At 68.3% G+C, this 25,652-nt stretch carries 29 protein-coding genes; 15 read left to right on the top strand and 14 right to left on the bottom strand.

Annotation, left to right across the window (positions count from 1 at the left end; genetic code table 11):
* The first annotated feature begins 114 nt into the window (after positions 1 to 114).
* From E3O50_RS01945 to E3O50_RS01930, 4 genes are read left to right on the top strand one after another with little or no spacing between them, the layout of a single operon-like run.
* Positions 115 to 822: a histidine phosphatase family protein gene (locus tag E3O50_RS01945; protein ID WP_134558534.1), complete on the top strand. Its 708-nt coding sequence runs from the start codon at positions 115 to 117 to the stop codon at positions 820 to 822.
* 9 nt (positions 823 to 831) lie between these two features.
* The gene (locus tag E3O50_RS01940) at positions 832 to 1,404 is read left to right on the top strand and encodes a DUF3090 domain-containing protein (protein ID WP_134450215.1); all 573 of its coding nucleotides are present in this window, start codon (positions 832 to 834) and stop codon (positions 1,402 to 1,404) included.
* On the top strand, positions 1,404 to 2,192 hold the full coding sequence (locus E3O50_RS01935; RefSeq protein ID WP_134558533.1) for an SCO1664 family protein: 789 nt from the start codon (positions 1,404 to 1,406) through the stop codon (positions 2,190 to 2,192). Before E3O50_RS01940 ends, E3O50_RS01935 begins: the two co-directional genes overlap by 1 nt.
* A 45-nt stretch (positions 2,193 to 2,237) precedes the next feature.
* Positions 2,238 to 3,188: a pseudouridine synthase gene (locus E3O50_RS01930; RefSeq protein ID WP_134558532.1), complete on the top strand. Its 951-nt coding sequence runs from the start codon at positions 2,238 to 2,240 to the stop codon at positions 3,186 to 3,188.
* Positions 3,189 to 3,197: 9 nt separating this feature from the next.
* Here E3O50_RS01930 and E3O50_RS01925 read toward each other — a convergent pair whose 3' ends face one another.
* Positions 3,198 to 3,668 (bottom strand): GNAT family N-acetyltransferase, encoded by a 471-nt coding sequence (locus E3O50_RS01925; protein WP_134450218.1) that lies wholly within the window; start codon positions 3,666 to 3,668, stop codon positions 3,198 to 3,200.
* A gap of 51 nt (positions 3,669 to 3,719) precedes the next feature.
* Positions 3,720 to 4,541, bottom strand: a complete 822-nt coding sequence (locus tag E3O50_RS01920; protein WP_134558531.1) for an alpha/beta hydrolase — start codon at positions 4,539 to 4,541, stop codon at positions 3,720 to 3,722.
* Positions 4,542 to 4,665: 124 nt separating this feature from the next.
* Between E3O50_RS01920 and E3O50_RS01915 the strand changes: the two genes are divergently transcribed.
* A complete protein-coding gene (locus E3O50_RS01915) occupies positions 4,666 to 6,036 on the top strand; it encodes an NAD-dependent succinate-semialdehyde dehydrogenase (protein ID WP_134558530.1) in 1,371 nt (456 codons plus the stop codon).
* Positions 6,037 to 6,092: 56 nt separating this feature from the next.
* Here the strand turns inward: E3O50_RS01915 and E3O50_RS01910 are convergent, their stop codons facing one another.
* Positions 6,093 to 6,935, bottom strand: a complete 843-nt coding sequence (locus E3O50_RS01910) for a Cof-type HAD-IIB family hydrolase (RefSeq protein WP_241975272.1) — start codon at positions 6,933 to 6,935, stop codon at positions 6,093 to 6,095.
* A 165-nt stretch (positions 6,936 to 7,100) separates the two neighbouring features.
* On the opposite strand from E3O50_RS01910, the gene E3O50_RS01905 reads away from it, so the two are divergent.
* Positions 7,101 to 7,883, top strand: a complete 783-nt coding sequence (locus E3O50_RS01905; protein ID WP_134558528.1) for an SDR family oxidoreductase — start codon at positions 7,101 to 7,103, stop codon at positions 7,881 to 7,883.
* Positions 7,884 to 7,896: 13 nt separating this feature from the next.
* On the opposite strand, the gene E3O50_RS01900 is transcribed toward E3O50_RS01905, so the two are convergent.
* Together E3O50_RS01900 and E3O50_RS01895 are read right to left on the bottom strand one after the other, a co-directional pair.
* Positions 7,897 to 8,580, bottom strand: a complete 684-nt coding sequence (locus E3O50_RS01900) for an ABC transporter ATP-binding protein (protein ID WP_134558527.1) — start codon at positions 8,578 to 8,580, stop codon at positions 7,897 to 7,899.
* Positions 8,577 to 9,647, bottom strand: coding sequence for an ABC transporter permease (locus tag E3O50_RS01895; RefSeq protein WP_134558526.1), 1,071 nt, complete (start codon positions 9,645 to 9,647; stop codon positions 8,577 to 8,579). Before E3O50_RS01895 ends, E3O50_RS01900 begins: the two co-directional genes overlap by 4 nt.
* A 224-nt stretch (positions 9,648 to 9,871) precedes the next feature.
* Between E3O50_RS01895 and E3O50_RS01890 the strand changes: the two genes are divergently transcribed.
* The 3 genes from E3O50_RS01890 to E3O50_RS01880 all read left to right on the top strand — a co-directional run bounded on the left by E3O50_RS01890 (position 9,872) and on the right by E3O50_RS01880 (position 12,590).
* Positions 9,872 to 11,113: a sensor histidine kinase gene (locus E3O50_RS01890; protein ID WP_134558525.1), complete on the top strand. Its 1,242-nt coding sequence runs from the start codon at positions 9,872 to 9,874 to the stop codon at positions 11,111 to 11,113.
* The gene (locus E3O50_RS01885) at positions 11,110 to 11,733 is read left to right on the top strand and encodes a response regulator transcription factor (RefSeq protein WP_134450226.1); all 624 of its coding nucleotides are present in this window, start codon (positions 11,110 to 11,112) and stop codon (positions 11,731 to 11,733) included. Before E3O50_RS01890 ends, E3O50_RS01885 begins: the two co-directional genes overlap by 4 nt.
* A 407-nt stretch (positions 11,734 to 12,140) precedes the next feature.
* A complete protein-coding gene (locus E3O50_RS01880) occupies positions 12,141 to 12,590 on the top strand; it encodes a hypothetical protein (protein ID WP_134558524.1) in 450 nt (149 codons plus the stop codon).
* A 20-nt stretch (positions 12,591 to 12,610) separates the two neighbouring features.
* Here the strand turns inward: E3O50_RS01880 and E3O50_RS01875 are convergent, their stop codons facing one another.
* The gene (locus E3O50_RS01875) at positions 12,611 to 15,007 is read right to left on the bottom strand and encodes an EAL domain-containing protein (protein ID WP_166790618.1); all 2,397 of its coding nucleotides are present in this window, start codon (positions 15,005 to 15,007) and stop codon (positions 12,611 to 12,613) included.
* A 438-nt stretch (positions 15,008 to 15,445) separates the two neighbouring features.
* Here E3O50_RS01875 and E3O50_RS01870 point away from each other — a divergent pair, with 438 nt between their 5' ends.
* The 3 genes from E3O50_RS01870 to E3O50_RS01860 are packed head-to-tail and all read left to right on the top strand — an operon-like array spanning position 15,446 to position 18,171.
* Positions 15,446 to 16,051 (top strand): hypothetical protein, encoded by a 606-nt coding sequence (locus E3O50_RS01870; protein WP_134558522.1) that lies wholly within the window; start codon positions 15,446 to 15,448, stop codon positions 16,049 to 16,051.
* Complete coding sequence (locus E3O50_RS01865) at positions 16,048 to 16,839, top strand: PspA/IM30 family protein (RefSeq protein ID WP_134558521.1); 792 nt, start codon at positions 16,048 to 16,050, stop codon at positions 16,837 to 16,839. Before E3O50_RS01870 ends, E3O50_RS01865 begins: the two co-directional genes overlap by 4 nt.
* Before the next feature lie 54 nt (positions 16,840 to 16,893).
* Entirely contained in the window at positions 16,894 to 18,171 is a 1,278-nt protein-coding gene (locus E3O50_RS01860) for an MFS transporter (protein ID WP_134558520.1), read from the top strand.
* 19 nt (positions 18,172 to 18,190) lie between these two features.
* Here E3O50_RS01860 and E3O50_RS01855 read toward each other — a convergent pair whose 3' ends face one another.
* Both E3O50_RS01855 and E3O50_RS01850 read right to left on the bottom strand, forming a co-directional pair.
* The gene (locus tag E3O50_RS01855) at positions 18,191 to 18,655 is read right to left on the bottom strand and encodes a hypothetical protein (protein WP_134558519.1); all 465 of its coding nucleotides are present in this window, start codon (positions 18,653 to 18,655) and stop codon (positions 18,191 to 18,193) included.
* Positions 18,634 to 19,554: an EamA family transporter gene (locus E3O50_RS01850; RefSeq protein WP_134558518.1), complete on the bottom strand. Its 921-nt coding sequence runs from the start codon at positions 19,552 to 19,554 to the stop codon at positions 18,634 to 18,636. The genes E3O50_RS01855 and E3O50_RS01850 overlap by 22 nt, the downstream gene beginning before the upstream one ends.
* Before the next feature lie 39 nt (positions 19,555 to 19,593).
* Between E3O50_RS01850 and E3O50_RS01845 the strand changes: the two genes are divergently transcribed.
* Positions 19,594 to 20,106, top strand: a complete 513-nt coding sequence (locus E3O50_RS01845) for a MarR family transcriptional regulator (RefSeq protein WP_134450234.1) — start codon at positions 19,594 to 19,596, stop codon at positions 20,104 to 20,106.
* Between the two features lie 78 nt (positions 20,107 to 20,184).
* Here E3O50_RS01845 and E3O50_RS01840 read toward each other — a convergent pair whose 3' ends face one another.
* The 3 genes from E3O50_RS01840 to E3O50_RS01830 are packed head-to-tail and all read right to left on the bottom strand — an operon-like array spanning position 20,185 to position 22,027.
* A complete protein-coding gene (locus tag E3O50_RS01840; RefSeq protein ID WP_134558517.1) occupies positions 20,185 to 20,940 on the bottom strand; it encodes a hypothetical protein in 756 nt (251 codons plus the stop codon).
* The gene (locus E3O50_RS01835) at positions 20,937 to 21,398 is read right to left on the bottom strand and encodes a DUF6114 domain-containing protein (protein ID WP_174774589.1); all 462 of its coding nucleotides are present in this window, start codon (positions 21,396 to 21,398) and stop codon (positions 20,937 to 20,939) included. The genes E3O50_RS01840 and E3O50_RS01835 overlap by 4 nt, the downstream gene beginning before the upstream one ends.
* A 32-nt stretch (positions 21,399 to 21,430) precedes the next feature.
* A complete protein-coding gene (locus tag E3O50_RS01830) occupies positions 21,431 to 22,027 on the bottom strand; it encodes a DUF6230 family protein (protein ID WP_134450236.1) in 597 nt (198 codons plus the stop codon).
* A 211-nt stretch (positions 22,028 to 22,238) separates the two neighbouring features.
* Here E3O50_RS01830 and E3O50_RS01825 point away from each other — a divergent pair, with 211 nt between their 5' ends.
* Positions 22,239 to 22,850 (top strand): TetR/AcrR family transcriptional regulator, encoded by a 612-nt coding sequence (locus tag E3O50_RS01825; RefSeq protein ID WP_134558516.1) that lies wholly within the window; start codon positions 22,239 to 22,241, stop codon positions 22,848 to 22,850.
* A 19-nt stretch (positions 22,851 to 22,869) separates the two neighbouring features.
* Here E3O50_RS01825 and E3O50_RS01820 read toward each other — a convergent pair whose 3' ends face one another.
* Complete coding sequence (locus E3O50_RS01820; protein WP_134558515.1) at positions 22,870 to 23,166, bottom strand: PGPGW domain-containing protein; 297 nt, start codon at positions 23,164 to 23,166, stop codon at positions 22,870 to 22,872.
* Between the two features lie 36 nt (positions 23,167 to 23,202).
* Positions 23,203 to 24,132 carry a hypothetical protein gene (locus E3O50_RS01815; RefSeq protein ID WP_134558514.1) on the bottom strand — a complete coding sequence of 310 codons (930 nt, stop codon included), beginning with the start codon at positions 24,130 to 24,132 and terminating at the stop codon, positions 23,203 to 23,205.
* 129 nt (positions 24,133 to 24,261) lie between these two features.
* On the opposite strand from E3O50_RS01815, the gene E3O50_RS01810 reads away from it, so the two are divergent.
* Entirely contained in the window at positions 24,262 to 24,957 is a 696-nt protein-coding gene (locus E3O50_RS01810) for a CoA pyrophosphatase (RefSeq protein WP_134558513.1), read from the top strand.
* 101 nt (positions 24,958 to 25,058) lie between these two features.
* Here the strand turns inward: E3O50_RS01810 and msrA are convergent, their stop codons facing one another.
* A complete protein-coding gene (msrA, locus tag E3O50_RS01805) occupies positions 25,059 to 25,571 on the bottom strand; it encodes a peptide-methionine (S)-S-oxide reductase MsrA (RefSeq protein ID WP_134558512.1) in 513 nt (170 codons plus the stop codon).
* Between the last annotated feature and the right edge of the window lie 81 nt (positions 25,572 to 25,652).

Below are 25,652 nucleotides of genomic sequence, written 5' to 3'. Positions count from 1 at the left end.
AGGCCGAGAGCCAGCCGGCACCTCATCCTCGCATCACAGCGGGGAGGGCACTCCGCACGCATCGGCGCCCGATGGGTTCGGCGACTCGGGCCGCCGACTCCCTAGGCTGTACGCATGGCCACAGTCATCCTCGTGCGGCACGGCCGCACCACCGCGAATGCCGACGGACTCCTGGCAGGGCGATCTCTCGGGGTCGGACTCGACGCGATCGGGCGCATCCAGGCCGCGAGCGCCGGCGAGCGGCTCTCCGTCGTGCCTCTGGTCGGCGTGGTCTCGAGCCCGCTGCAGCGGTGCCGGGAGACCTCCCGGCTGATCCTCGACCTGCAGGGCGGCACTCCCGCGACTCCCGTTGACGAGGACATCACCGAGTGCGACTACGGCGACTGGCAGGGCCGCACCCTGATCGACCTCGCCCAGGAGCCCTTGTGGCCGGTGGTGCAGGCGCACCCCTCTGCGGTCGTCTTTCCCGGCGGCGAATCGATGGCCGCCATGCAGGCGCGGTCGGTCGCGGCCATCCGGCGCCATGATGCGATCTTCGAAGCCGAGCATGGTCCCGGTGCGGTGTGGGTCGCGGTGAGCCACGGCGACATCATCAAGTCCGTCCTCGCCGACGCACTCGGGATGCACCTGGACCTGTTCCAGCGGATCAACGTCGGACCGGCATCCGTCTCGATCGTGCGCTACGGGCCCCATCGCCCGAGTGTCCACGCCATCAACACCGACGCCGGTGACCTGTCCTGGCTTGCGGCGGTCGGCCCGGTGGCCGATGCGCCGGTCGGCGGTGGGGCCGGCACTGAGCGGCCGCAGGAAACCGGAGCCTAAAATATCCCCATGCCTACAATCCTGCATGAGTTCGACTGGCCGGACCGGGTCGTCGTCGGTACCGTCGGCCGGCCGGGGTCGCGCACGTTCTATCTGCAGGTGCGCAGCGGAACCCAGATCGTCAGCATCGCCATGGAGAAGCAGCAGTCGGCGCTCCTCGCCGACAGCATCGACGAGATCCTCGATCAGCTGATGTCCACCGAGGGAAATCCCTTCAGCGTCCCCACCACGACACCTGTGGAGCTCGTGGACAACGAACCGCTCGAGCAACCCGTCGAGGAGGATTTCCGCACCGGAACCATGACCCTGGGCTGGGACCCCTCGACCGTGCAGATCGTGATCGAGGCCTTCCCGATCGTGGTGGTCGACGAGGAGGGCCTCGGAGACGACCCCCTCGCCGTCGTCGATGCCGCAACGGCCGACCCCGAGCAGATGCTGTTGCTGCGGATTCCGGTCGGCACGGCCAGGGCCTTCGCGAAGCGCACCCACGAAGTCGTCGGCGCCGGGCGCCCCCTCTGCCCTCTCTGCGGTGACCCCATCGACCCGGACGGGCACGACTGCGTGCTGCGCGACGAGCCCTGATGACGCCGGGCTCCGGCGAGCTCGAGGCCGGCGGGCTTGAACGCGGTGAGCTCGAACTCACGGGCCGCATCACGACCGCCTCGAACGCGACATTCCTCGGCAGCATTGGCGGCGTCCCGGTGGTCTACAAGCCGGTCGCCGGCGAGCATCCGCTCTGGGATTTCCCCGACGGGACCCTCGCGAACCGGGAGGTTGCGGCATACCGGGTCTCCGAGGCCTTCGGGTGGAAGGTCGTACCCCGGACCTGGCTTCGTGACGGTCCGATGGGCCCGGGGATGGTGCAGCTGTGGCAGGACGCGGATCCCGAACAGGACGCCGTCGACCTGGTGCCCTGGGAGGTCGGGCCGGGCGCTGGCTGGCGCCGGGTCTTCGACGGCCGCGACGAGCAGGACCGGGCGGTCACGCTCGTGCACGAAGACTCGGTCGCGCTGCGCCGGATGGCCGTGTTCGACGTCGTCGTCAACAATGCCGACCGCAAGGGCAACCACATTCTCGCCATGCCGGATGGCCACCGGCACGGCGTGGACCACGGGTTGACGTTCCACGTCGAGCACAAGCTGCGCACGGTGCTGTGGGGCTGGCTGGGCGATGCCCTCAGCGCCGAGGAGCTCGACGGGGTCGACCGGGTGCGCGCGGGGCTCGACGGCGACCTCGGTGTCACCCTCGGGGAACTGCTCGACGCGGACGAGCTCGAGGCCCTGGCCGCCCGCTGTGACCGTCTGCGGGCGGCGGGCCGGTTCCCCGCCCCGCGCGGCCAGATGCCCGCGGTCCCCTGGCCGCTGTTCTGACCTTGCGACCCTGACCTGTGATCGTCGGGTGGGTACGATCAGTGGATGCCCCCGCGTTCGCCCCTTCCGCAACGTCACGGGCTCGACGCGGCCTGGGTCTGCACCCCGGAGCGCGACCCATCCCGGCCGCAGCCGTGGCCGACCATGGGCGCCTGGCTGGCAGAACGGTTGGCCGGGTTCGTCGACGTGGCCGGGTTCCTGGTCGCGGAGCGCTTCGCCTACGAAACGGGCACGCCCGTCGCTACCAGCGACCCCTGCCGGCCGCACACCTTCGTCTGGTTTCATCGTGATCTCGCCGCGGAGGTGGTCGTGCCGGGGACCATTCATGTGATCCACCGCGACGAGCGGCTCGTCGTGATCGACAAGCCGGCCTTCCTCTCCACGATCCCGCGCGGCCGGCACGTCGTGCAGAGTGTCGTGGTGCGCCTGCGCGCCGAGCTCGGCCTGCCAGAGCTCTCTCCGCTGCATCGGCTGGACCGGGTGACATCGGGGCTGCTTGTGCTGGCGACCGAGAGGCGCTGGCGCGGGGCGTACCAGTCGATGTTCCAGCGCGGTGAAGTCCACAAGACCTACCGGGCCCTGGCCCCGGCCCGACCGGGGCTTGAGTTCCCCGTCACCGTCCGCAACCACCTGCTCACCCGGCGCGGCCACTGGCAGGCCGAGGTCGTGCCCGGGGCACCGGTCAACGCCGAGTCGCTGATCGAGCTGGAGACCTCGCTCGGCAGTGCCGCCGTCTACCGGCTGACGCCGAGCACGGGACGCACCCACCAGCTGCGGATGCACATGCTGGGCCTCGGCATCCCGATCATCGACGACCCGCTCTACCCTGTGGTCCAGGACGTCGCCATCGACGACTTCTCCCGGCCGCTGCAGCTCCTGGCGAGCGAGGTGAGCTTCACCGATCCGATCGACGGGCATCCGCGCTACTTCGACGGAGTGCGCACCCTGCCGGTGCTCCCGGAGACTCGTGCCCCGGAGACGGGTGCCTCGGAGTGAGCGGGTGGCTCAGCCGAGGGTCTTCTTCATCTTGATCGACGTCGTCTCGTAGTCCAGCGTCTCGTAGAGCCGCCGCGCCACCGTATTGAAACCGAAGACGCTCAGGCCGAGGGTCCTGGCGCCGTGGGACTTCGCGAACTGTTCCGCGAGCAGCATGGTCTCCCGGCCCAGCCCCTTGCCACGTTCGTCCTCGTTGATGGAGATATCCCAGACCCACCAGTCCGAATCGTCCTCACCCTGGGCGCGGCCGATCCAGAGGTAGCCGACCGGGCGGCCAGGGCCGTCGTGCACGTCGAACACGTACTGACCGGATGCCGGTTGTCCGCCGGGGAAGGAATTTCCGAGACTCCGGGCGGCGAGCCGATGAGCATCTGAGGGGGAGCGGCCGAGGCTGATCAGATCGGATGCGTACTCCTCCGCGCTGCGTCGCAGCCATTTCGGAAGACGTTTGGGGGACAGGGGTTCCAGGGTGACGGGCACGAGCCGAGCCTATCCGTCGGCCGGTGCCCGGTCACACCGTTCGTGGGGGGCCTAGGTCGCGAGGAAGGCGAGGATGTCCTGGTCGAGCTCCGCCTGGTAGTCGCCATAGATGCCGTGGGGCGCGCCGGGATAGACCTTGAGGGTGCCGTTCTTGACCAGCTTGATCGACTTCAGTGCTGCGTCCTTGATGGGAACGATCTGGTCGTCGTCTCCGTGGGCGATGAAGATCGGTACCTCGAGCGCCGTGAGGTCTGCGGTGAAGTCGGTCTCCGAGAACGCCTTGACGCAGTCGTAGGCCGCGGCGAGGTTCACCAGCATTCCCTGGCGCCAGAATTCGCGCTTGGCACCCTCAGAGACCGCGCTTCCGGGCCGGTTGGCCCCGAAGAACGCTTCGGTGAGCTCGATGTAGAACTGGGACGAATCGCTCAGGACACCCGCACGGATGCCGTCGAACACCTCGATCGGAAGGCCGTCGGGGTTGCTTTCCGTCTTCACCATGAGCGGCGGCACCGCGCCGGCGGTGATGACCTTGGTCACCCGGCCGACCCCGTGCTGCGCCGCATAGCGCACCACCTCGCCGCCGCCCGTGGAGTGACCGATCACGGCGAGGTTCTTCAGGTCGAGCGACTCGACGAGTTCGGCCAGGTCGCGGGCATACGTGTCCATGTCGTTTCCGGTATACGTCTTCGCTGAGCGACCGTGCCCGCGGCGGTCGTGTGCGATGGCACGGTACCCGTTGTCGGCGAGCAGTTTCACCTCGACCTGCCAGGCGTCGGACGAGAGCGGCCAGCCGTGGCTGAGGAGGACCGGCTGTCCTTCGCCCTGGTCGGTGTAGTAGATCTCGGTTCCGTCGGATGTGCTGAAGTACGGCAAGAGGGATCTCCTTCAAAGAATCGTCGGAATGAAAATGACAGGATAGCCCGGCCTCGTGAGCCCTGCCCGGACAGGTATGCTGCGAGTGCGTTCGGCGTTAACGAGGACACCCAGGGAGAAATTCATGAACAAGTACGTTGTCACCAACCCCGCCACGGGGACGAGCGGCCCCAGTTTCACGCTGGCAACCGACGACGAGGTTTCGGACGCGATCGGCGTGGCGGACCGCGCCCACACGGAGTTCTCGCGCCGCACATCCGTCGCGGAGCGGGCGGCACTCATGCAGCGCGTCGCCGACCTGCACACCGAGCGTCGCGAGCACCTGGCCGAGCTCATCGTGCGCGAAATGGGCAAGCCCGTCGAGCAGGCCCTCGGTGAGGTCGACTTCTCCGCCGACATCTACTCCTACTACGCGACTCATGGCGAGGCCTTCCTCGCCGACGAGCCGATCGAACTGCTGGGCGGCGAGGGCACCGCGTTCATGCGCAGCGCGTCCCTCGGCGTTCTCCTCGGCATCATGCCGTGGAACTTTCCCTACTACCAGGTCGCCCGTTTCGCCGGCCCGAACCTGGTGCTCGGCAACACCATCCTGCTCAAGCACGCCTCGCAGTGCCCGGAATCCGCCGCCGCCATCGAAGAGATCTTCACGGATGCCGGGTTCCCCGCCGGCGCCTACCGCAACCTCTACGCGTCCAACGCCCAGATCTCCGACATCATCGCCGATCCGCGGGTGCACGGCGTCTCCTTGACCGGGTCGGAGGGGGCAGGCGCGGCCGTCGCGGAGGTCGCCGGCCGCAATCTCAAGAAGGTCGTGCTCGAACTGGGCGGATCCGACCCGTTCATCGTGCTCAGCGCGGACGACCTCGAGGAAGCCGTCGACGCTGCCGTCGCGGCCCGCCTGGACAACTCCGGGCAGTCCTGCAACGCGGCCAAGCGTTTCATCGTCATCGACGGCCTCTTCGACGCCTTCACCGAGAGCTTCACCGCCAAGATCACCGGCAACGTGCCGGCAGACCCGACGTCACCGGAGACGACACTGGGACCGCTCTCCTCCCTCGGCGCCGCCGAAAATCTCGAGGAACAGCTCCAGCGGGCGGAGGCCCAGGGTGCCACCGTCGTTGCCAGGGGAACGCGGGACGGCGCCTTCTTCTCGCCGACGGTGATCACCGGGGTCTCCCCGCAGAGCGACGCCTACCGGGAAGAATTCTTCGGCCCGGTGGCCGCGATCTACCGTGTGCAGGACGAGGCGGAGGCGGTGCAGGTGGCCAACGACATCCCCTACGGCCTCGGTTCCTACCTCTTCACGACCGACCCGGAGCAGGCACTGCGGGTCGCCGACCAGATCGAGGCCGGGATGGTGTTCATCAACGGGTCGCTCCTGGACAGCCCGGAACTCCCCTTCGGCGGCGTGAAGCGGTCCGGCTTCGGCCGGGAACTGGGACGCTTCGGGATCGCAGAGTTCGCCAACCGCAAGCTCATCCGCATCCTGAAGTAGTCACTCGTGCCTCGGCCGGGTCCCGATCGGGCCCGGCCGACACGGGGCGTGTCAGCTCAACGAGCGCCCAGCATCAGGCCGGGAAAAGCGGCGAGGATGCTGGTGACGACACCGTCATCGTCGTTCGACGGAGCGAGGTGGCGGGCACGGGCACGGATGCTCGGGTGCGCATTGGCCATCGCGTAGGACTCTCCGGCGGCGTCGAGCATCTCGGCGTCGTTGAGGTAGTCGCCGAACGCCATCGTCTGCTCCCGGGTGATCCCGAGTTCGCGCTGGAGGCGGATCAGCGCCCGCCCCTTGTTGACCCCTGGACGCATCACATCGACCCAGTGCTCGCCCGAGACCACGACATCGGCCTCGAGTCCGAGGCCGCGCAGGGACGGCCCGGTGTGCTCTTCCGCTGAGGCGAAGTCGTAGATCGCGAGTTTCACCACCTCGTCGTCGGAGGACGCGGCGAGGACATCGTCCACGATCGCCAGGGCCTCGTAGTACGGCTTGACCCTGGCGAAGTACTCGGCGTCGGTGCGCTCGATATACGCCGTTCGCACCCCGCACACGACGATGCCCACGTCGGAGCCCGTGGCGGCCGCGGTGCGCACCCACTCGACGATGGCGGGGATGACGGACAAGACTACGGGTTCCAGTGCGATGCTCGTGCCGTCGCGAACGACGTTCGTGCCGTTCTCGGCGATGAACACCAGGCCCTCGCGCTCACCGAAGGTTTCCCGCAGGGTCTGGTACTGGCGTCCACTGGCAGGGGAGAACATCACTCCGGCGCGGAGCAGCGCCTCGAGCACGGGCCAGAAGCCGTCGGGCACCCGGCCGGAATCATTGAGGAGAGTGCCGTCCATGTCCGAGACGATCAGGCGGATATCGGCGGGTTCCTGGAGGTGAGTCACCCTTTCCATTATCGGGGACGGCGCGGGGTGCGGTGACCGTCGACAGCGGGCCGGCCCCGTGCACCCCGTTCCGGCGCCCTGCCCGGCGCCCTTGTGTGCTCCCGGTCGTGGGGGCACCATGCATCGTGGACACCGTGCCCGATTCACCGTCGAAAGGTCGTTCCCATGCCTCGTACCTCCGTTGTGACCGGCTCGGCAAGCGGCATCGGGAAGGCAACCAAAGAACTTCTCATGGAGCGCGGTGAGACCGTCATCGGCGTCGATATCCATGATGCGGACGTGGTCGTCGACCTGTCCACCGCTGCAGGGCGCGCGTCCCTCGTCGAACAGGTGAGCGACCTGAGCGGCGGTGCGATCGACGCCGTGCTCGCCGTTGCCGGTCTGGCTTCGCCGACGGCCACCACCGTGGCCGTGAACTACTTCGGAACCATCGCGACGCTTGAGGACCTGCGCCCCCTGCTGGTCGGCTCGGCCGCCCCGCGCGCCGTCGCCGTCGCGTCGATGGCCTCGCTCTTCCCGCCGGACGACATCCTGCTCGCCGCACTCCTCGCCGGCAACGAAGCGGATGCCCTGGCCCGCGCCGCCGAGCTCGAAGCGGGCGGCGAGGAGCTGGGAGCCTTGATCTACGGCACGACCAAGCGCGCCCTGGCCCGGTGGATCCGCCGGAACGCTGCGACGGACAACTGGGCCGGCGCCTCGATCCCCCTGAACGCGATCGCACCCGGGGTCGTGGACACCCCGATGACCTCCGACATGATCAAGACGCCGCAGCAGCGCGAGGCGATGGCCACGATGGTTCCGATGCCCCTCAACGGGATCTTCGAACCGCGCTCGGTCGCCTACCTCCTGGCGTGGCTCGCCGGCGAGGAAAACGCCCACCTGTGCGGTCAGGTGATTTTCATCGACGGGGGTTCGGATGTGGTCATCCGGGGGGACGCGACCTGGTAGCGATACCGGGCGTTCACCGTGTTGTGAGTGCGCCGTCGACCATCGAATGCACCGAGGTCATCAGCGGGAGCAGGCGCTGGTCGTGGGTGACGAGGATCGTGGCGGTGTCGAACTCCGCTGTCAGCCGCAGAATCAGGGCCAGGATGCTCGAACCGCGTTCCTGGTCCAGCGCACTCGTGGGCTCGTCGACCACCAGTGCGCTCGGCTCATTCATCAGTGCCCTGGCGATATTGACCCGCTGGCGTTGCCCTCCCGAGAGTTGCGCCGGATGCTTGGCGGCGTGATCGGCGAGGCCGACGGCATCCAGGAGCTCCCTGGCCCGCGCCCGTGCGGCGTTGCGGGCACTGCGACCCCGGCGGGGTCCGTCGAGTTCCCCCATCACAACAAGCTGCTCCTCTGCGGTCAACGACGGGATCAGGTTCGATTGCTGGAAGACGATGCCGATGCTGTCCCTCCGCAGCTCCGCCCGTTCGGCGAGGGAGAGGGCGGTCGCGTCCACGTCATCGACGTGCAGGGTTCCTGCATCCGGGCTGATCAGGGTCGATGCCACGGCGAGCAGGCTCGACTTTCCCGATCCGGATGGGCCGGTGATCCCGACCACGGAACCGCGATCGACCGTGAGGCTGACGTCGTCGACGGCGGTGATCCGCCGGTCGCCGTCCGGGAAGCTGAGGGTGATGTGGTCAAGGCGGATCATCGGTTGCTCCCGAGGGCGGTGAGGGGGTCGGCGGTGGTGACGGAACGGAGCGCGAAGGCCGCGCCGGCGAGACCCAGCGCGATCATCGCCGCACCGGGAAGGAGGGTCGTCAGGGGACTGATCACAAACGGCAACGCGGTGCCGGCCAGTGCGCCGAGCAGGGCGGTGAGCGCGATGCCGAGCCCGACGCCCACGATGAGGACGAGGGCGGCCTGGCCGAGAGCGTCGCCGACGAGCATCCGGTTGGACGCACCGAGCGCCTTGAGGACGGCGACGTCCGGTTGGCGTTGCATGCTCCAGACGGTGAAGAACGCGCCGACCACGAGGGCGGAGATGCCGAAGAGCATGGCCACCATCAGGAGCAGCGAGCCGATTTCGGAGCGGAATGCCGACAGGGCCGTCAGCGATTGCAGGACGCCGGCCGAGGACGTGCCGGTCGCCGTGTCCGCGGCGGACCAGTCGGTTCCCGAGGCGGTCACGGCCAGGACGGTCGCGTATGCGCCGGGGCTGCCGGTCGTGGCGGCGAGCTTCTGCCAGTCGGTCAGGGCCAGCCAGCTTACCGGCGTGTGCGAGTACCAGGTGTCGTCGGTGACCCGGTCGACGACGAATGTTGAACCCAGGATGGTGACCGAATCGCCTGCCCCGATGCCGAGTTTCGCAGCGGCCGTCCGCGGCAGGGTCAGGTGCCCGCTCGCGGGAGCGCTGCCGGAACCGAACCCGGAGGCGCTGCCGAACAGCGCGACGGCGACCTGGTTGTCGCCGGCCGATACCCTCTGCTGGCTGATGCCCAGGGGGTGCACGTCCCGGACCCCGGCCTGGTCTCGCCACCGGATCGCATCCGCTTCGGTCACAGCGGAATCGGCGAAGCTGCGTTCGGAGTCCGCGACCGGGGCAGAGAAGACGATCCGATCGGCGCCGAGGCCGGTGATCGCGGAGATGTTCTGGTCGGCCAGGCCGCCGGTCAGGCCGGACAGGAATCCGACCAGCAGGGTGATCAGGGTCACCACGGTTCCGATGAGGACGAATCGCCCCCTGGCGAATCTCAGATCGCGCCACGCTACGTACACAGAGGACTCCTTTTCACGCCGGTCCCGTCACTGGACCGGCTGCAGATGGCGAGCCCGTGCCCGCCACTGACCACTCTGCCGAGAACCGAACGCCCGGTCATCGTGCACCCGAACGGTCATTCCGGGACGAAGGGCGGAGCATCCGCTACACCTTTCGAAGGATGCCGTCCCGGCCTATTCCCCGTACGGTGGACTGGTGATCGCCGAGTGAGAGAAGCAACGCCATGACCGCGCACGGCTCCGGACTCGACTCCGTCTTCCTGGGTCTGCGCGTGAGCCTGCACCTGTTGGTGCTCGGCCTCGTCGTGCTCGTGGTCGCGATGGCCGGGCAGGCGGGGATGCCCGCCGCGGGAGTCATCATCTGCCTTTCCGCCGTGCTGCTCGGAACCTATGCCACCGGCACACTCGTCGCATACAACCTCCCGAGCCGTTCCCTGCCCGGGTGGGCACTGGCCTGGACGGCCGCGCTGAGCCTCGAGTGGGTTGTCCTCACGGTTTTCAGCCCAGAGGCCATCTACCTGCTCTTCCCGCTCTTCTTCATCTACCTGCACCTGCTTCCCGGCTGGACGGGCCCCGCAGCAATCGCCCTCGCGACCGGGATCGCGATCGTCGCATTCGGCGTGCATCGCGGATTCAGCGTGGGCGGCGTGATCGGTCCCGTGATCGGTGCCGTGGTCGCCGTCGTCATCGGGCTCGCGTACCGGTCGCTCACCAGGGAAGCCCGGGAGCGGGACCTTCTGATCGCCGAGCTGCAGGACACCCGAACCCAGCTCGCGGCGGCCGAGCGGGCCGCGGGAGTGCTCGACGAACGCGGCCGGCTGGCGCGCGAGATCCATGACACGGTGTCCCAGAGCCTCTCCAGCATCGTCCTGCTGCTGCACGCTGCCGAGCGCTCCGCCGATTCGAGTGCCGCCGTGCGCATGCGCGTGGGCCAGGCCAGGGATGCCGCGACTCAGGCCCTCGGCGAGACCCGTTCTTTCATCGACGAACTCTCGCCACCGGCGTTGCGGCAGACCACGCTGGTCGAGGCGCTCCGTCGGCTTGCCGCCGAGACGGATGCGGCCAGCGGAGTACCGGTCAACGTCACGATCTCCGGGGACATCGGCCTGTTGCCGACCCGGCTCGAAACGGCCCTGCTCCGGATTGCGCAGGGGTCGCTGGCCAACGCCGTGCAGCATGCCCGGGCCGGCCGCATCGACCTCACGTTGAGCCGGCTCGATTCGGAGGTCATTCTGGACGTGGTCGACGACGGAGTGGGGTTCGACCCCGAGTCCGGCCCACAGGCCGTTCCCGCTGCCGTCGTTCCCGCTGCCGTCCCCACCGCTCGCAACACCTTCGGCCTGCACGCCATGCGGGAGCGGGTCACCGAGCTGGGCGGGACGCTCACCGTCGAGAGCACGCGCCCGGATGGCGACCGGAACCGGCACGGGACCAGCGTCGTAGCCAGCTTCGAGCTCGCCCGATGACCATCCGGGTGCTGATCGCCGACGACCATCCCATCATGCGAACCGGGCTGCTTGCCCTGTTGGACACGGAACCGTCGATCACTGTCGTCGCCGCGGTCGGTACGACCGCCGAAGCGCTCGCCGAAACCGTGCGGCTGGGCCCTGACGTCGTGCTGATGGACCTGCAGTTCCAGGGCCAGTTCGAGGGCGCCGCGGCGACGCAGCGCATCCGCGCGCTCGACAACGCGCCCGCCGTGCTGATCCTCACGAACTATGACGCCGAAAGCGACATCGTCACCGCGATCGAAAGCGGCGCCGCCGGATACCTGCTGAAGGACACCCCGCCGGACGATCTCATCACTGCCGTGATCGCCGCCGCCTCCGGGCAGTCGGCACTGGCACCGGCCGTGGCCACCCGGCTGCTCGCCCGGGTGCGCGACGCGCAGTCGGCGCTGAGCATTCGCGAACTCGAGGTCCTGACCCTCGTGGCGGCCGGGCACAGCAATGGCGACATTGCGCGCGGGCTGCACCTGAGTGAGACCACCGTCAAGTCGCATCTCGCCCATATCTTCCCCAAGCTCGGTGCGACGAGTCGCACGGCGGCGGTTGCGGCAGCGCGCGAGGCCGGGCTCATCCGCTGATTCAGCCTTCGGGTGGCCTGCCTGCTCGTCAGGGGCGTGGCTGCCGCCTGCCTGACTCTTAACGGACTATGTTGAAAAGGTGAACAACGGGTGAACGAAGCCTGATCGATCGGTGAACGAGAGCTGGTATCGATGAGCGTTGGGGCTTCGCGGGTCCGTCACGCCGACCGGATCCCTCACGGTGCTCCGGGCTTCCGAGACCGGAGTACCCCACGAGAGATGCGCAGCGCGACAGTAGCCAGTCGGTTCGAGCCCGGCTCCTCATCGTCGGTGGTTTCTGCGTCGCGACGGCGGTCGTTTCTGCGGTCTGTGTCTTCGGAGCCGGCCAGCACCTGAGCGCAACGTCGGCAGGACCGGGTTCCGTCGTGACCGTGGCGGCCGGGACTCTCCCTGGCCCCGCGGAGTCGGTGGATGGCCTGGACAACTCCCATGACGCCGGGATCGAGCTCAGTGTCGATGTACTCTCCTCCCCGTCGATCGTGGACCAGGGCGCTGGCCCGGTCCAGCCTCGATCGTCGATGGGCGACGACTTCACGTCCACCGTCACGATCGCCGGCCGGCAGCCCGAGATCGACCTGTGTTCCGGGCTCGTGGACACGACAGCCTGGTATGGCACGCCGATGCTCGTCGAGCACTGGGGCTGCGGTGGCGAACTCTTCCCGCGGTGGACCGGGGCGCAGGTCCGCCTGGCCGGCATCGACGCCGGCGTCTACCGGGTGACCGGTGTGATCGGCTCCCTGAGCGCTGGCACCGCGATGGTCAGCGACGTTCCGCGTGGCCACGACCTCGTCTTTCAGACCTGCCTGAACGGCGACAGCACTCACATGGTCCTGGTCGGGCTATCCAGGATCGGCTAGACCTGTTCGGGTCGTTCAGGCTATTGGGCTCGCCCGCCCTGTCCGGGCCAGGGCGCCGGCCGGCCGAAGAGATAGCCCTGCCCGTGCAGCCAGCCCTGTGACAGCAGGGTCCGCGCCTGCGTCTCGGTCTCGACGCCCTCGGCGACACCGGTCAGGCCCAGGTGCGCGACGAGCCCCGCGAGGCCTGCCGCCAGGGCATCTGCGCCGCGGTTGCCGTCACCGAGGCCCGCGACGAAGCTCGCGTCGAGCTTGAGTCCCGTGACCGGGAGGTCGCGCAACAGCGAGATGGAGGAGAACCCGGTGCCGAAATCGTCGACGTGCAGGCCGACGCCGAGATCGCGGACCGCATCGAGGCTTCCTGTGGTGGATGGCCGCAGTGACAGCACGGCCGTTTCGGTGACCTCGACGATGAGTCGGGACGGGTCGACGCCGTGGGTCCGGAGGGCCGACCGGAAGGTCTCGGCCCAGGACTCGTGGGCCAAGTCGACGGCGGACACGTTGACGCTGATCGTTGTCGCACCGTTGGGATCCGAGGCCAGGACGGCGCAGACCTGGTCGAGCACGTAGCGATCGATTCCGAGGATGAGCCGGGATTCCTCGGCGATCGGGAGGAACTCGGCCGGCGCAAGGAGTCCCCGCCCGGGGTGCTGCCAGCGGACGAGTGCCTCATAGCCGACGGTGGAGCGATCGAGGAGGGCGACGATCGGCTGGTAGTAGACGACGAAATCGCCCTTCCGCAGCGAAATGCGGATTTCGTCCTCGATGGTGAGCCGCTCCATCGCCTGGGAGTGCATCGTGTCGTCGAAGAACTGCCACCGTGCCCTGCCCGACTTCTTGGCCCGGAAGAGAGCGGAGTCGGTGTCCCGAAGAAGACTGGCGGCGGTGGAACCGTCCGTGGAGAGGGCGATTCCCATCGACACCGTCGGGATGATCCGGTGTCCGTGGATCGAGAGCTCGGTGCTGAGAGCAGCCGTGATGTTCACCGCGACACGTTCGACATCCGCGGGCTCGGATGCATTCGGAACGACGACGACGAATTCATCACCGCCGAAGCGTCCGACCCGGTCGTGGGGGAGCATCGCGGACGCGATCCGGTCTGCGATCACGGCGAGCACCTCGTCACCGGCGACATGGCCGAGCGAGTCGTTGACGAGCTTGAAGTTGTCGAGGTCGATGAACAGCACGCCGACGGCGAGCCCGGAATTCCGGGAATCCTCGAGGTCCTGCTCGAGAACGCGGAGGATCCAGTCCCGGTTGTGCATCCCGGTCAGCCGGTCGTTGTGTGCCTGGAACAGCAGCTCCTCGCGGGACTCGTGCTCGGCCGTGACATCTTCGAGCTGCACGACCAAACGTTCCGGTGCGCCCGCACTGGTCCGGATCACCGACGCGGTCCGGCGGGCCCAGAAAATGGCCCCGTCGGCCCTGACCATCCGCAATTCGCGGAAAGGAGCCCTGGCGGCGGTGGCGATCGTCAAGGCCCTGGCCTGGATCACGGTCGCCCTGTCGTCGGGGTGCACCAGCTCGTCGGTGCGCCTGGCGAGAAGCCAGGCCTCGTCGCGGAGGAGCATGGTGCACAAAACCTCGTTGACGACCTGGATGCGTCCGGTGAGGTCACAGAGGATCATTCCCGTCGTCGATGACGTCAGCACGGCCCGGAACAGCTCCTCCGACTTCTCGAGGGACTGCCGCGCGACGGTCTCCTCGTGCACGTCGCGCAGGGAAATCACCCGGCCGGTGGTCTGGCCTGCCGCGTCGTGAAGGTCGCGCGTGATGGTCGACACCCAGCGATAGGTGCCGTCACTGCGCCGAACCCGGAACGGACGATGGCGCCGCACGCCCTCGTTCTGGTTGGTGCGGGCCGCCAGCACGCCCGGCAGGTCGTCGGGGTGCACGAATTCGGCGGACATCCGATTCAGCAGGTCATCGTGCTTCCAGCCCAGCGCCTCTTCGAGGGAGGGCGACGCCCAGACATACCGGTCGGCGGAGTCGACCATGAGTACGACGTCGGAGGCGTTTTCGGCGAGCAGCCGGTAGGGCTGCTCCGAATCCTGCAGGGCCTGGAGGGCGAGGTGCTGCCCGGTCACATCCCGCCAGATCACGGACACGCGGTCACCGACAGGAGCGGCGTGGAAGTCGTACCACCGGTCCGGCCGGTCGCCGTGAGGTGAGGCGGCCCGGAAACCGTCGCGATGACAGGGGACACCCTGCTCGAGGACCTCCGCGCAGAGGTCGCCGAGCGCCCCGGAGATCGCCGCCGGCATGGGATTGAGCAGCGAGCCGCCGATGAACTGCCCCTGCGGCATCCGGTGGAATGCACAGGCCGCGGGGTTGGCCTCGTCCACCACGAAGTCGATGATGGTCCCGTGGATGTTGCGCACCGCGTGGACGAGGACGTACGGGTCGCCCAGGCCGGCCAACGATGCCTGCAGGGTCCTCCGGTCGGTCCTCGCGGACGTCCAGGAGAGCGAAGGCGCCCACGGTCGCACCAGCCTCGTCGACGGCCGGAATCCCCGAGATCCTGAGCCAGGCCAGACGAGCCGGGTCGGTGTCATCGCCGGGAACGAACAATCCGATCAGGGTTTCTGCTACCGGCGCGCCCGGGCGCAGGGCCGACAGGGCCGGCAGATCGTGCAGGGCGATCGAGGCGCCCCACTCGTCGATGGGATTCCAATTCTGCGCCTCGGGCCTACGTCCGAGCTGATCGTCCCAGACCTATCCTCGCACATCGTGCCCCCCGTTTGGGGTCCAAGCCCGGCGGGACCAGAATCGGCAGAATTCGCACCGCCTACAGACAATTCGGCGGACGCGAGCGTATTTTGTTCGGTGACGCACGGGGTCTCGCTCGTGGGATGGACATGAAGGGCAGGGTGGCCGGCATGACAGCAGTGGCCGCGGTGATTCTGGCATTGGCAGCGATTATCGTCGTCTCCGCAGGCGCGACGATCGTGGTGGCGCGGATGCTGTACAAACGCATTCGTCGCAGCCGTGCCGTGGCCGGTGCGGCGCTTCGCACCCGGGCCGCCCTGAGCCGGGGACCGCAGCGCGAGGTCCTGGGACTGCGCATCCGACTGAGAGAGACTCTGGGAAGCGGTCAGGCCGCAGTGGATCTCGCGCTGGGCAGTGACGGGCCGCGGGGCGAGCTTCCCCGCCTGTTTCACCGGATCCAGGATGAAGGCGCTGCCCTCGACGCGCAACTGGTGCTGTTGACGAGTGAGACCGATGCCGTCGTCCTCGCAGAGGAACTTCCGATGGCCAGACGACGGGTGGACGACGTCGCCGGACTCGTTCGTCGGCTGCGGGCGACCGTTGCAGGCGGCCGCGGGGACCTCACCGATGATGTCCTGCTGGCGCTGCGTTCGGAGGTCGACCGCGAGGTCTCGGCCCTGGAAGCCGGAGTCCAGGAACTGCACGCACTCAACCTGCACGATCACCGCGACACCACGAGAGGGAGCGAATCATGAGCGCCACGTCACGGCTGCGCATCATCTTCCGGAGCAAGACGTCACGCGCCCTCGACCGGCTGGAAGACCCAGGAGAGGCCCTCGACGACAGCTATGAACAGCAGCTGAAGATGCTCCAGCAGGTGCGGCAGGGACTCGCCGAGGTGACGACGGCGAAGAAGCGGATCGAGCTGCAGGGGCAGGAGATGGGAGCCCGGTACCAGCGGTTGGCCGACCAGGCCCAGGAAGCCCTGGACCAGGGACGCGAGGATCTCGCCCGGACCGCTCTCGAACGCCGTTCCTACCTCGAGACCCAGGTCGGTGCCATTCGTGAGCAATACGCCTCGCTCGAACGGCAGCAGGGGCAGTTGCAGGACAACGAGCGGCGACTCGCCGAACGGGTCACCGCGTTCCGGACCGAGAAGGAGACTCTCAAGGCCACCTATGCAGCTTCCGAGGCCCAGGCGCGGGCGAATGAGGCGGCGGCCGGCATCGGTTCCAATCTGGGTGATGTCGGCGCCAACCTCGATCGGGCCAGGGACCGGGTTGCGCAGATGCAGGCGCGTGCTGCCGCGACCGATGAACTGCTCGCCCGGGGCGTCCTGAACGATCTCACGGCGCCCGCGGACGCGGACCTCGACCGGCAGCTGTCCGCGGGAGTGCGTCAGGCATCCGTCGAACGCCAGCTTGAGGAACTGAAGAACGCCCGCGCAGCAACCGAGGACGGCGCCGCTCGCGCCCAGCGCGCGGGACCGGACGCGTGGCTGAGCATCGGGCAGGGGCCGGACGCCCCTGAGGCAGAGCCCTGAGGCAGAGCCCTGAGGCAGAACCCTGAGGCAGAACTCGGAGGAACCAGGTCGACCATGAACCCCGCGGCGCGGCGCGTGCAGAGGATCTACCTGATCCTCCTGCTCGGCAACACCCTGGCCGCGTCCTTCATCTGGGGCATCAACACGCTGTTCCTGCTCGACGCCGGACTGTCGAACTTCGAGGCCTTCGCCGCGAACGCATTCTTCACCGCCGGGATGGTGCTCTTCGAGATCCCGACCGGGGTCGTCGCGGACACGGTCGGGCGGAAGGCGTCCTACCTGCTGGGCACGATCACGCTCTCGGTCACCACCGCGCTGTACTGGTTGCTGTGGCTCTGGCACGCGCCCTTCGGATGGTGGGCGCTCGTGTCCGTGCTGCTCGGGCTCGGCTTCACGTTCTTCTCCGGTGCTGTGGATGCCTGGCTCGTCGATGCTCTGACCTTCAGCGGGTACACCGACGGCCTCGAGGCGGTCTTCGGCAGGGGACTCGTCGTGACCGGCATTGCGATGTTCGCCGGGTCGGTCCTCGGCGGCGTGATCGCCCAGGCGACCAATCTCGGCGTTCCTTTCCTGCTGCGCGCCGGGGTGCTCGTCGTGATGCTCGTGTTCGCGGCGGTCGTGATGAAGGACCTCGGATTCACTCCGGATCGATCCCAGGGACCGCTGAAGGCGACCAGGACCGTTCTCGCCGAGTCGATCGAGCACGGCCTCCAGAGGCGCTCCGTCCGGTGGGTGATCCTGTCCGCGCCCTTCGCCTCCGGGGTCGGGGTCTATGCGTTCTACGCCCTGCAGCCCTACCTGCTGGTGCTCTCCGGCGACCCGTCCGCGTACTCGATCGCCGGTCTCGCCGCGGCCGTGCTCTCGCTCGCGCAGGTCGCGGGCGGGGTGCTGGCCCCGCGTATCCGGGGAGTATTCCACCGGCGGACGACCACGGTGATCGGGGCATCCGTCACGAGCATCGTCGTGCTCATCGCTCTCGGGCTCACCAGCCTCTTCTGGCTCGCGATCGTGCTGCTGGTGCTCTGGGGGTTCGTCTTCGCCGTCGCCGGCCCGGTGCGGCAGGCGTACCTCAATGACATGATCCCGTCGAAGCAGCGCGCGACGGTGCTGTCGTTCGACTCACTGTTCGGCAGCCTCGGCGGGGTCTTCGTCCAGCCGGCACTCGGCCGCGCCGCCGACCTCTGGGGCTACGGAACGTCGCTCGTGATCGGAGGCCTTATTGAGCTGATCGGCATCCCGTTCTTGTTCGCCAGCCGGCGCCAGCGCGATCCGGCCGACACCGTCAGCACCCTGCGGGCGGATGCCGCGCCGCAGGATCCCGAGGCGTACTGACTGCCGGCCGAGCCGAGGCTCAGCTCTGGGATTCCCCGGCGCCGAGCGGTTCGTCGGCGTGCCGGTAGTTGAGGCTCAGCGCGACCCCGACGAGGAAGAGGACCGCTCCACTGAGGACAGTGGCCTGGAAGAATGGCTGCTCCTCGAAGGCGAGGGCGATCCAGCATGCCCCGAGGAAACCGCCGCCCAGGCCGCCGAGGCCGGCGAACCAGAGGTCGAAGCGCCAGCGGTATGTCATCCACCGCCAGAATCCCTGCGCTGAACCGCCGGAGGCCGCCTCGGGATGGACCCACACCCAGGCCAGGTAGAACGACTTCTTGATCAGGGAGGCGAGCATGGTCGCAAGGAGGCCGCCCGCGATCACGCCGTAACTGCCGAGGAAGAGCCAGACCGCGGTCGACTGGTCTCCGCGCAACCCGTCCGGCCAGCCCCCGGCCATCATGCTGCGCACGGGCATGGCGATCAGGGCGACCCAGGCCGCCAACGGGAGCAGGAGCCACAGCGCATGCGCCCAGAGCGCGAGGGTCCGGTCGGCACCCGTCGCCGGCGTTGGCCGATCAGGACGCCCGCGACAACGAGACCCGCACCGATCAGCTGGCGCGCGCCGAAGGGCTCGGCGGCGACAAGCGTGCCGAGGAGCACCCCGGTGACGGGATTGAGGAGGCCGACCAACCCGACCGTCGCCGCCGGCAGGTGCCGGAGACCCGAGAACCAGGCGACGAACGCGACGGCTGTTGCGATCACCGTGACGTACGCGAAGCCGGCCAGGGCCGGACCGTCGAGGGCGGGCGGCGGGCCTTCAACGAACGCGGCGAACGGCAGGAGCAGGAGTCCGCCGGCGACCAGCTGCCAGGAGGTCATCGCGATGGTGGACTCCCGGGCCGCCCATTTCCTGGCCAGGATGTAGCCGACCGACGACGTCAGCATGGCGGCCACCGAGGCGAGTACCCCCACGGGATTCACTGCGCTGCCGCCGTCGAGGAGCAGGACGCACACGCCGGCGAATCCGGCACCCGCGCCGAGCGCGGCCGTCCAGGTCGGGTGTTCGGACAGAATCGGCCAGGCCAGGAGCAGGAGGACCCCGGCCGAGCTGGCCATGATCGTGGCCGCCACGCTCGAGGGCAAGAGGTGGGAGGCAATGTAGATGAGGACGAAGAACGCTCCGACATTCAGAGCCCCGAGTACCAGGGACTTCCACCACCAGGCGCCGCGGGGAACGGACCGCGCCAGCGCCAGCAGGAGGAGGCCCGCAGGCAGGGCGCGCAGCGTGCTGCCCCATAGCGGATAGTCGAGGGGCAGGAACTGCCGGGTGACGAAGTAGTTCGATCCCCAGGCGATCGGGGCGATCGCGGTGACGAGCAGCCAGCGCCATTTAGTTTCCATGGAAGCTACTATAACTTCCATGGAAGGTATAGTGGCAGTATGACGGAAGACGCATCGGATCGGGTCGCACGCATCCAGGCTGAATGGCGACGTGAACGCCCGGATCTCGACGTCGCCCCGCAAGCCGTCATCGGGCGTCTGCACCGGCTCGCCGCCCACCTCACCGGTGAGCTCGCGAGTGTCTATCGCGCCCACGATCTCGGGGAGGGGGAATTCGATGTGCTCGCTGCCTTGCGTCGCGCCGGCAGTCCCTACGAACGAGCGCCTCGTGAACTCGCCGACCATACGATGGTGACGACGGGCGCGATGACCAAGCGACTCGACCGGCTGGCGGCGGCCGGACTGATCGTGCGCAGGCACGTCGCCGGAGACGGTCGGCGCCGGGTCGTCGCGCTCACCCCCCGCGGCCTCGACGTCATCGATGCCGCGTTCGCAGACCACATGGACAATGAGCGACGCCTGGTCGACCAGCTCTCCGACGACGATCGTGACCGGCTCGAGGCGATCCTGACCCGGTGGTTGCGCGCCTACGAATCCCCGCTGCCGTCGTAAGCACCACCGGGAGAGCGCCTGATTCGCCAGCGCGGGGCCGGTCGCCTGAAGCGACCGGCCCCGCGTCCTGCCATGCGGTCAGCTCACGCTCTGGTGCACCTGGCTGTAGCCGATGGAATCCGCAAGGGTCCCGACGAGCCCGAGTGTCACGGAGCCGAGTGTCGACGGTAGCCCGCCCGGCGGGGGAGTGGCCGCTCCGAAGCTGACGCTGGTTCCGTCGGGCAGGGTCGTGGTGATCGAGTCCAGGTAGACCTGCACGTTGCCGTGCAATTCCATCCGCGGGGAGCTCGTCACGAGGCCGGAGCCGGATGTCGACCGCACGTCGATGACGGCGTCCGTCAGAACAATGTCATCGGCCACGATCCGGAGCGCGGGCACGGCGGTACCGTCGGCGTGCGACACGGTCACGACCGTCACTGAGGCGAGCCCGGTGATGGTCATCGAGGATGCGCCGAGTTGAGCCGCCGGGTTGCCGAACACGGGTGCATTCGGGTCTGCCACGGCGACAACCGCCGCCGCGGCCGGGGTGTTCGGGCCCGGAGCCGTGACGCCCACGGTCGGACCGGTGGTGGGGACCGGGATCGGGGCAACGACGGGAGCCGGATCGACCGGAGCTGTCGGGACGGTGCTGGGGGTCGCATCCGCCACGGTTGGGTCAGCGGTCGTGCTCGGCGTCGGCGTCGGGACGCCGCAGTCCACGAGGAGCAGATCGCACGGCACGGCCTGACCCGGCGACGGCATCGCCGCCGCCCCGATCGCCGACAGCGACAGTACGAGCCAGACGCCGACGACGCGCGGTCGCAGATCGCGGGTGCGCCCGCGGTCGCGCATCACAGGGCACGCCGCGGACGCGAGCGTTCTTCGAAGAGCTCACCCAACTGGATGTCGGGCTCCTCGACCGGGCTCGCAAACAGCTCGACGGCGGTTCCCGCCCTGGCCGGCTTCGGCATCCAGGCGACGACCAGAATGCCGCCGATCGCGCTCAGGACCATCCCGATGAAGAATCCGCCGAGGTTGACGCCGACCAGCGAATAGATCGAGAACACCAGTGTGATCACCCCGTAAAAGATCCGGTGCGTGGGCATCGCGATCGCGAGGATACCGAGCAGCACCACGATGATCGGGATGATCATCGCCTGCATGCCTTCGATCCCGACCTGCACGTGGATCGTGCCGACGTCGAGCTGGCCGGAGAAGAACATCTCCACTCCGGCCAGCACGACGAGGATGCCACCGACGAACGGTCTCTGACGGCACCAGGCAGTGAATGTGGCCCACGTGCTGGTTTTCATCCGGTCTCCTCCGTGGTGACGGGGTGCTTCGATTAGAAGCACTCAGTTCCGTTGGTCAGCTGCAGGTGCATGCCGTTCAGGGTGAACACCGAGGCCTGGGTGCTCCATGCAGTCTGCTGAAGCCCGGCGACCTTGATCGTGTCGGCGTCCTGGGCGAAGTCGCCCGTGGTGCCCTTGGCCGCCGTCTTCACCGCGGCGGCGTCCACGCCGATGCGGATGTTGCCGAAGGTCGCGTCGCCCTTGAGGTCGGTCATGCCGATCTGCAGGTCGGTCGCGGTGGCCGGCTTGCCGCCGCCGCCCGCACCGATGAGCAGGCCGACCTTGCCGAGCGGGGTCACGGCGACCACGGACTGGCACAGGTCGGCCAGGCTCGCGGTCGCGATGTTCGCGATCGCGACGGGGTGGTACGTGCCGGTCTTGCCTTCCTGGGCGACGCCTCCGTACTGAGAGAAGCCCGTCCCGTCGAGCTGGGAAGCGCTGATCTTGAACTGGCCTCCCGACACGGCGAACGAGACGGGGACGGCGCCGTTGGCCACCCCCGCCATGAGGACGGTGGACAGCAGGGCCACGGGAACCGCAGCGAGCACGATCCGTCCGGCGTGGGTGCCGGTGAGCTTGGTGAACTTCATAGATCCTCCTTGATCTGGGCAAACAGTCCGGCAGGTCGTTATTGACTCGCCAACCAATAAGCGCTGTTGACGAGTGTACTAATAGCCCGATTTGTGAAACATCACGGTTTGGCAACGCTTTTCGCGATCTGCTAACCGGGCACTCGCGTGGGAGTGCCCGGTTCGGGGGTGCCGAGGACGGCCCGCTGCCGAACGCGGATATGCTCTAACCATGGAAACGGAGCGGCGAACACGGCTGACTCCGGACGAGCGCCGGGCCCAGTTGGTCGCGCTCGGAGTGAAGTCCCTCGCGGACCAGCCGCTGGAATCCCTCACCATCGACTACCTCTCCGCGCGGGCCGGCGTTTCCCGCGGGTTGCTGTTCCACTACTTCACCTCGAAGAAGGGCCTGCACCGTGAAGTGGTGCGCACGGCCCGCGACGCCATGCTGGACGCCACAGAGCCTGCCCCGGAACTGCCGCCCCTCGAACGACTCCGCGACACCCTGACTCGGATCGTCGGTTTTGTCCGCGAGTACCGCGGGACATTCTTCTCCCTCGTCCGCGGTGTCGCGAGCGGCGACACCGAGGTGCGCGAGGTGCTGGAAGAAGCACGGGCAGCCCAGGCCGATCGCGTGATCACGGTCTTCCTGGAACTCGGAGTCGCGGACTCGGAGTTGCTTCGTCTCGCCCTGCGCTCCTGGGTCGGATTCGCCGAGGACATCCTCGTCGACCTCGCGCTCGACACCGAGATGCCCTCAGAGGAGATCGTGTCGTTCCTGGAGCGGAGCGTCACGGCGATCGCGGCATCCGTTGACCCGCAGGGCGCGATCGCTCGCGACTGACGTTCGTCGCGGATCCCGGTCAGTCCTGGCGGGCGTCCCTGCGGTCCTGACGAAGCTGGGAGACCTTGGCGGCACCCCGCCTGGCGAGGTCGTTTGCCCGGCGGCTGACCTTCTTCGCACCGTCGAACTCGGTGCCGAGCAGCGCGAGGCCGCCGAGGCTGATCAACGCGCCGGGCCCGGGGAGAGGGATGAGCACGATACCCAGCACGACGGTTCCCCCGCCGATGACACCGACGGAGGTGCGGTAGACGCGGTCGACGGTGCGGTTGCGGCCGATGAGGTCGCGGGCGGAGTGGGCTACGGTTCTGACCGGCATGCCGCGAGTGTAGCCGACCCGTCTGGGCAGGGAAGGTCAGGCCGCGTGGTCTGTACTGGGTCCTGTCGGGGCGAGATTCGACCAAAGGTGCCTCCGGGAGTACCCGGTTGCGCTCCCGTGACTGAACCAGATGATCGTCGCAAGATAGCCCCAGGTGAAGAGCTGGGACCCGAGTCCGGTGCTCCAGGTCGTTCCCGTCACCGCGTCCCAGCCGTTGAGGATTCCCAGGCCGACGGCTCCAACGGCCAGCCACGCGATCATGGTCTGAAACATGCTCGCGCTGCGCAAGGTCTCGGCGCGGAAGGCGTCGTCCCAGGCCTGCTCGAGGTCGGTACCCGCCGACTGGGCCTGGCGGAGGATCCGCCGTGATGCGAACCTGCCGACGATGAGGTTGACGCCCGCTACGGCGAGAACCGGAAGCGCGGCGCTCTGCAGGAACACGTCGGGAGTGAGCATGCCGACGAGCCCCAGCCACAGTGCCCCGCCCGCCAACACGGCGGCGAGGATCACCAGAAGGGGAGCCGCGCGCAACCGCCCGGGGCTCACGTAGTCGACGAGAACGACCGCGGGCGACCGAGCCGGTCGGGGGTCGTCGGTCAGGGGCAGGATCCGCGATTCTCGGAGGGTCAGCCCCAAGTCGAATGTGGACGCGCCGATCAGGGTCGCAGGGAGGGCGATCAGCCAGACGAACGGGGGCGACACGAGCTCGGGTCGCAGCAGGAGGATCACGGTCGCCGCGAGCAGGCCGGCCAGGGAACCGACGAGGACTCCGGTCCCGGAGATGCGAATCCGGCGGCGAACGGTCAGGGCCATCCGCTCAGTACCCATCGGCAAACCGGTGTTCTGCCAGAACTGCAGAAAGCGCCGGTCTTGAGCCTTCCGGGTCTGCGCGAAGAGCAGCGAGCCCAGGATCATCAGCCAGCCTGCAGCGACGCAGATCCAGACAAAGACGGAATCGGATGACATGCGGCCCCCCAGCGATCGCGATGCACAACAATTTAGCAGGAGATATGGCATATTGTTCAGCGGATTGTGGCGGAGGCATCCGTTGTGTGACCCGTGAGGACTTTCGTCGTGACTCCGTAGGCTGGGGTCATGTTCGACGTGTTGGATGATCCCCGGGCACAGCTCGCGGCGCTGTGCGAGCGGGGACTGGACTGGCACACCGGCGTGGCTCGTTCGCTGCCGGATTCGACGCGGGCCAGGCGCGCTGCGGTGCTGGTCCTCTTCGGGGTGCTCGACTCCTCGCCCGCCCAGCCGCCGGTCGCGGGACGCGAGCGAGCGCAAGTCCCACGGGACCTTGACGTGCTCCTGCTACGCCGGGCCGCAACGCTCGGGAGTCACCCGGGGCAGATCGCCTTCCCAGGTGGCCGGCTCGAAGCATCCGACACCGGCCCGATTGCGGCAGCGCTGCGGGAGGCCGTCGAGGAGACCGGCCTCGACCCGGAGGGCCTCGAGCCGCTCGGCACCCTTCCGGCACTGCCCGTGCCGGTGAGCAACCACCTCGTGACCCCGGTGCCGGCCTGGTGGACGCGCGAGTCGGAGGTGGCAGCCGTCGATCACCTGGAGACGGTCGACGTCTTCCGGGTGCCCGTCGCAGACCTGCTCGACCCCGCCAACCGGGTGAGCACGGCTCACACCGTCGGGGGAGCAGCGTACCGTTCGCCGGCCTTCACCGTCGGCGGCCGGCTGATCTGGGGGTTCACGGCGATCGTGCTGTCGCGGATGTTCGACGAACTGGAGTGGGCCGAGCCGTGGGACCTCGGCCGGACCGTTCGGCCGGACCTGTAGCCGCAGAGGTGTGGGCCGCTCCCGACCCCGGCAGTGGACGGGAGGTGCCTGAGACGAGCGCGGCCCCGGCGATCAGATCACCGGGGCCGCGAGTGCAGTTCTTAGACGGATGTCTCCGTGCGGGCGGGCAGGCGCCAGCCCGGCCGGACATAATGGCAGGTGTACCCGGCGGGGTACTTCTCCAGGTAGTCCTGGTGCTCGTCTTCGGCTTCCCAGAAATCGCCAGCAGGCTCGACCTCGGTGACGACCTTGCCCGGCCACAGGCCGGAGGCGTCGACGTCCGCGATCGTGTCGCGGGCGACCCGTTCCTGCTCGGGCGTCGTGTAGTAGATGGCCGAGCGATAGCTGCGACCGACGTCGTTGCCCTGCCGGTTCTTCGTCGACGGGTCGTGGATCTGGAAGAAGAACTCCAGCAGCTCGCGGTAGCTGATCACCGCGGGATCGAAGACGATCTCGACGGATTCGGCGTGGTCACCGTGATGACGATAGGTCGCGTTCGGGGTGTCGCCTCCCGAGTAGCCGACCCGCGAGGAGATGATGCCGGGGCGCCGGCGCAGCAACTGCTGCGCTCCCCAGAAACACCCTCCGGCCAGGATCGCTTGTTCTGTACTCATGATTCCTCCACATACGTTGGGGTGACCGCCGGCTGCGTTCTCACGTCGCCCGCGGGTCAGTGGATAGAACACCGCTCGTGT

Origin of the sequence: Cryobacterium sp. MDB1-18-1, from assembly GCF_004402735.1 — a bacterium.
Classification (GTDB): domain Bacteria; phylum Actinomycetota; class Actinomycetes; order Actinomycetales; family Microbacteriaceae; genus Cryobacterium; species Cryobacterium glucosi.
This window is presented reverse-complemented; position numbering and strand designations above follow the sequence as displayed.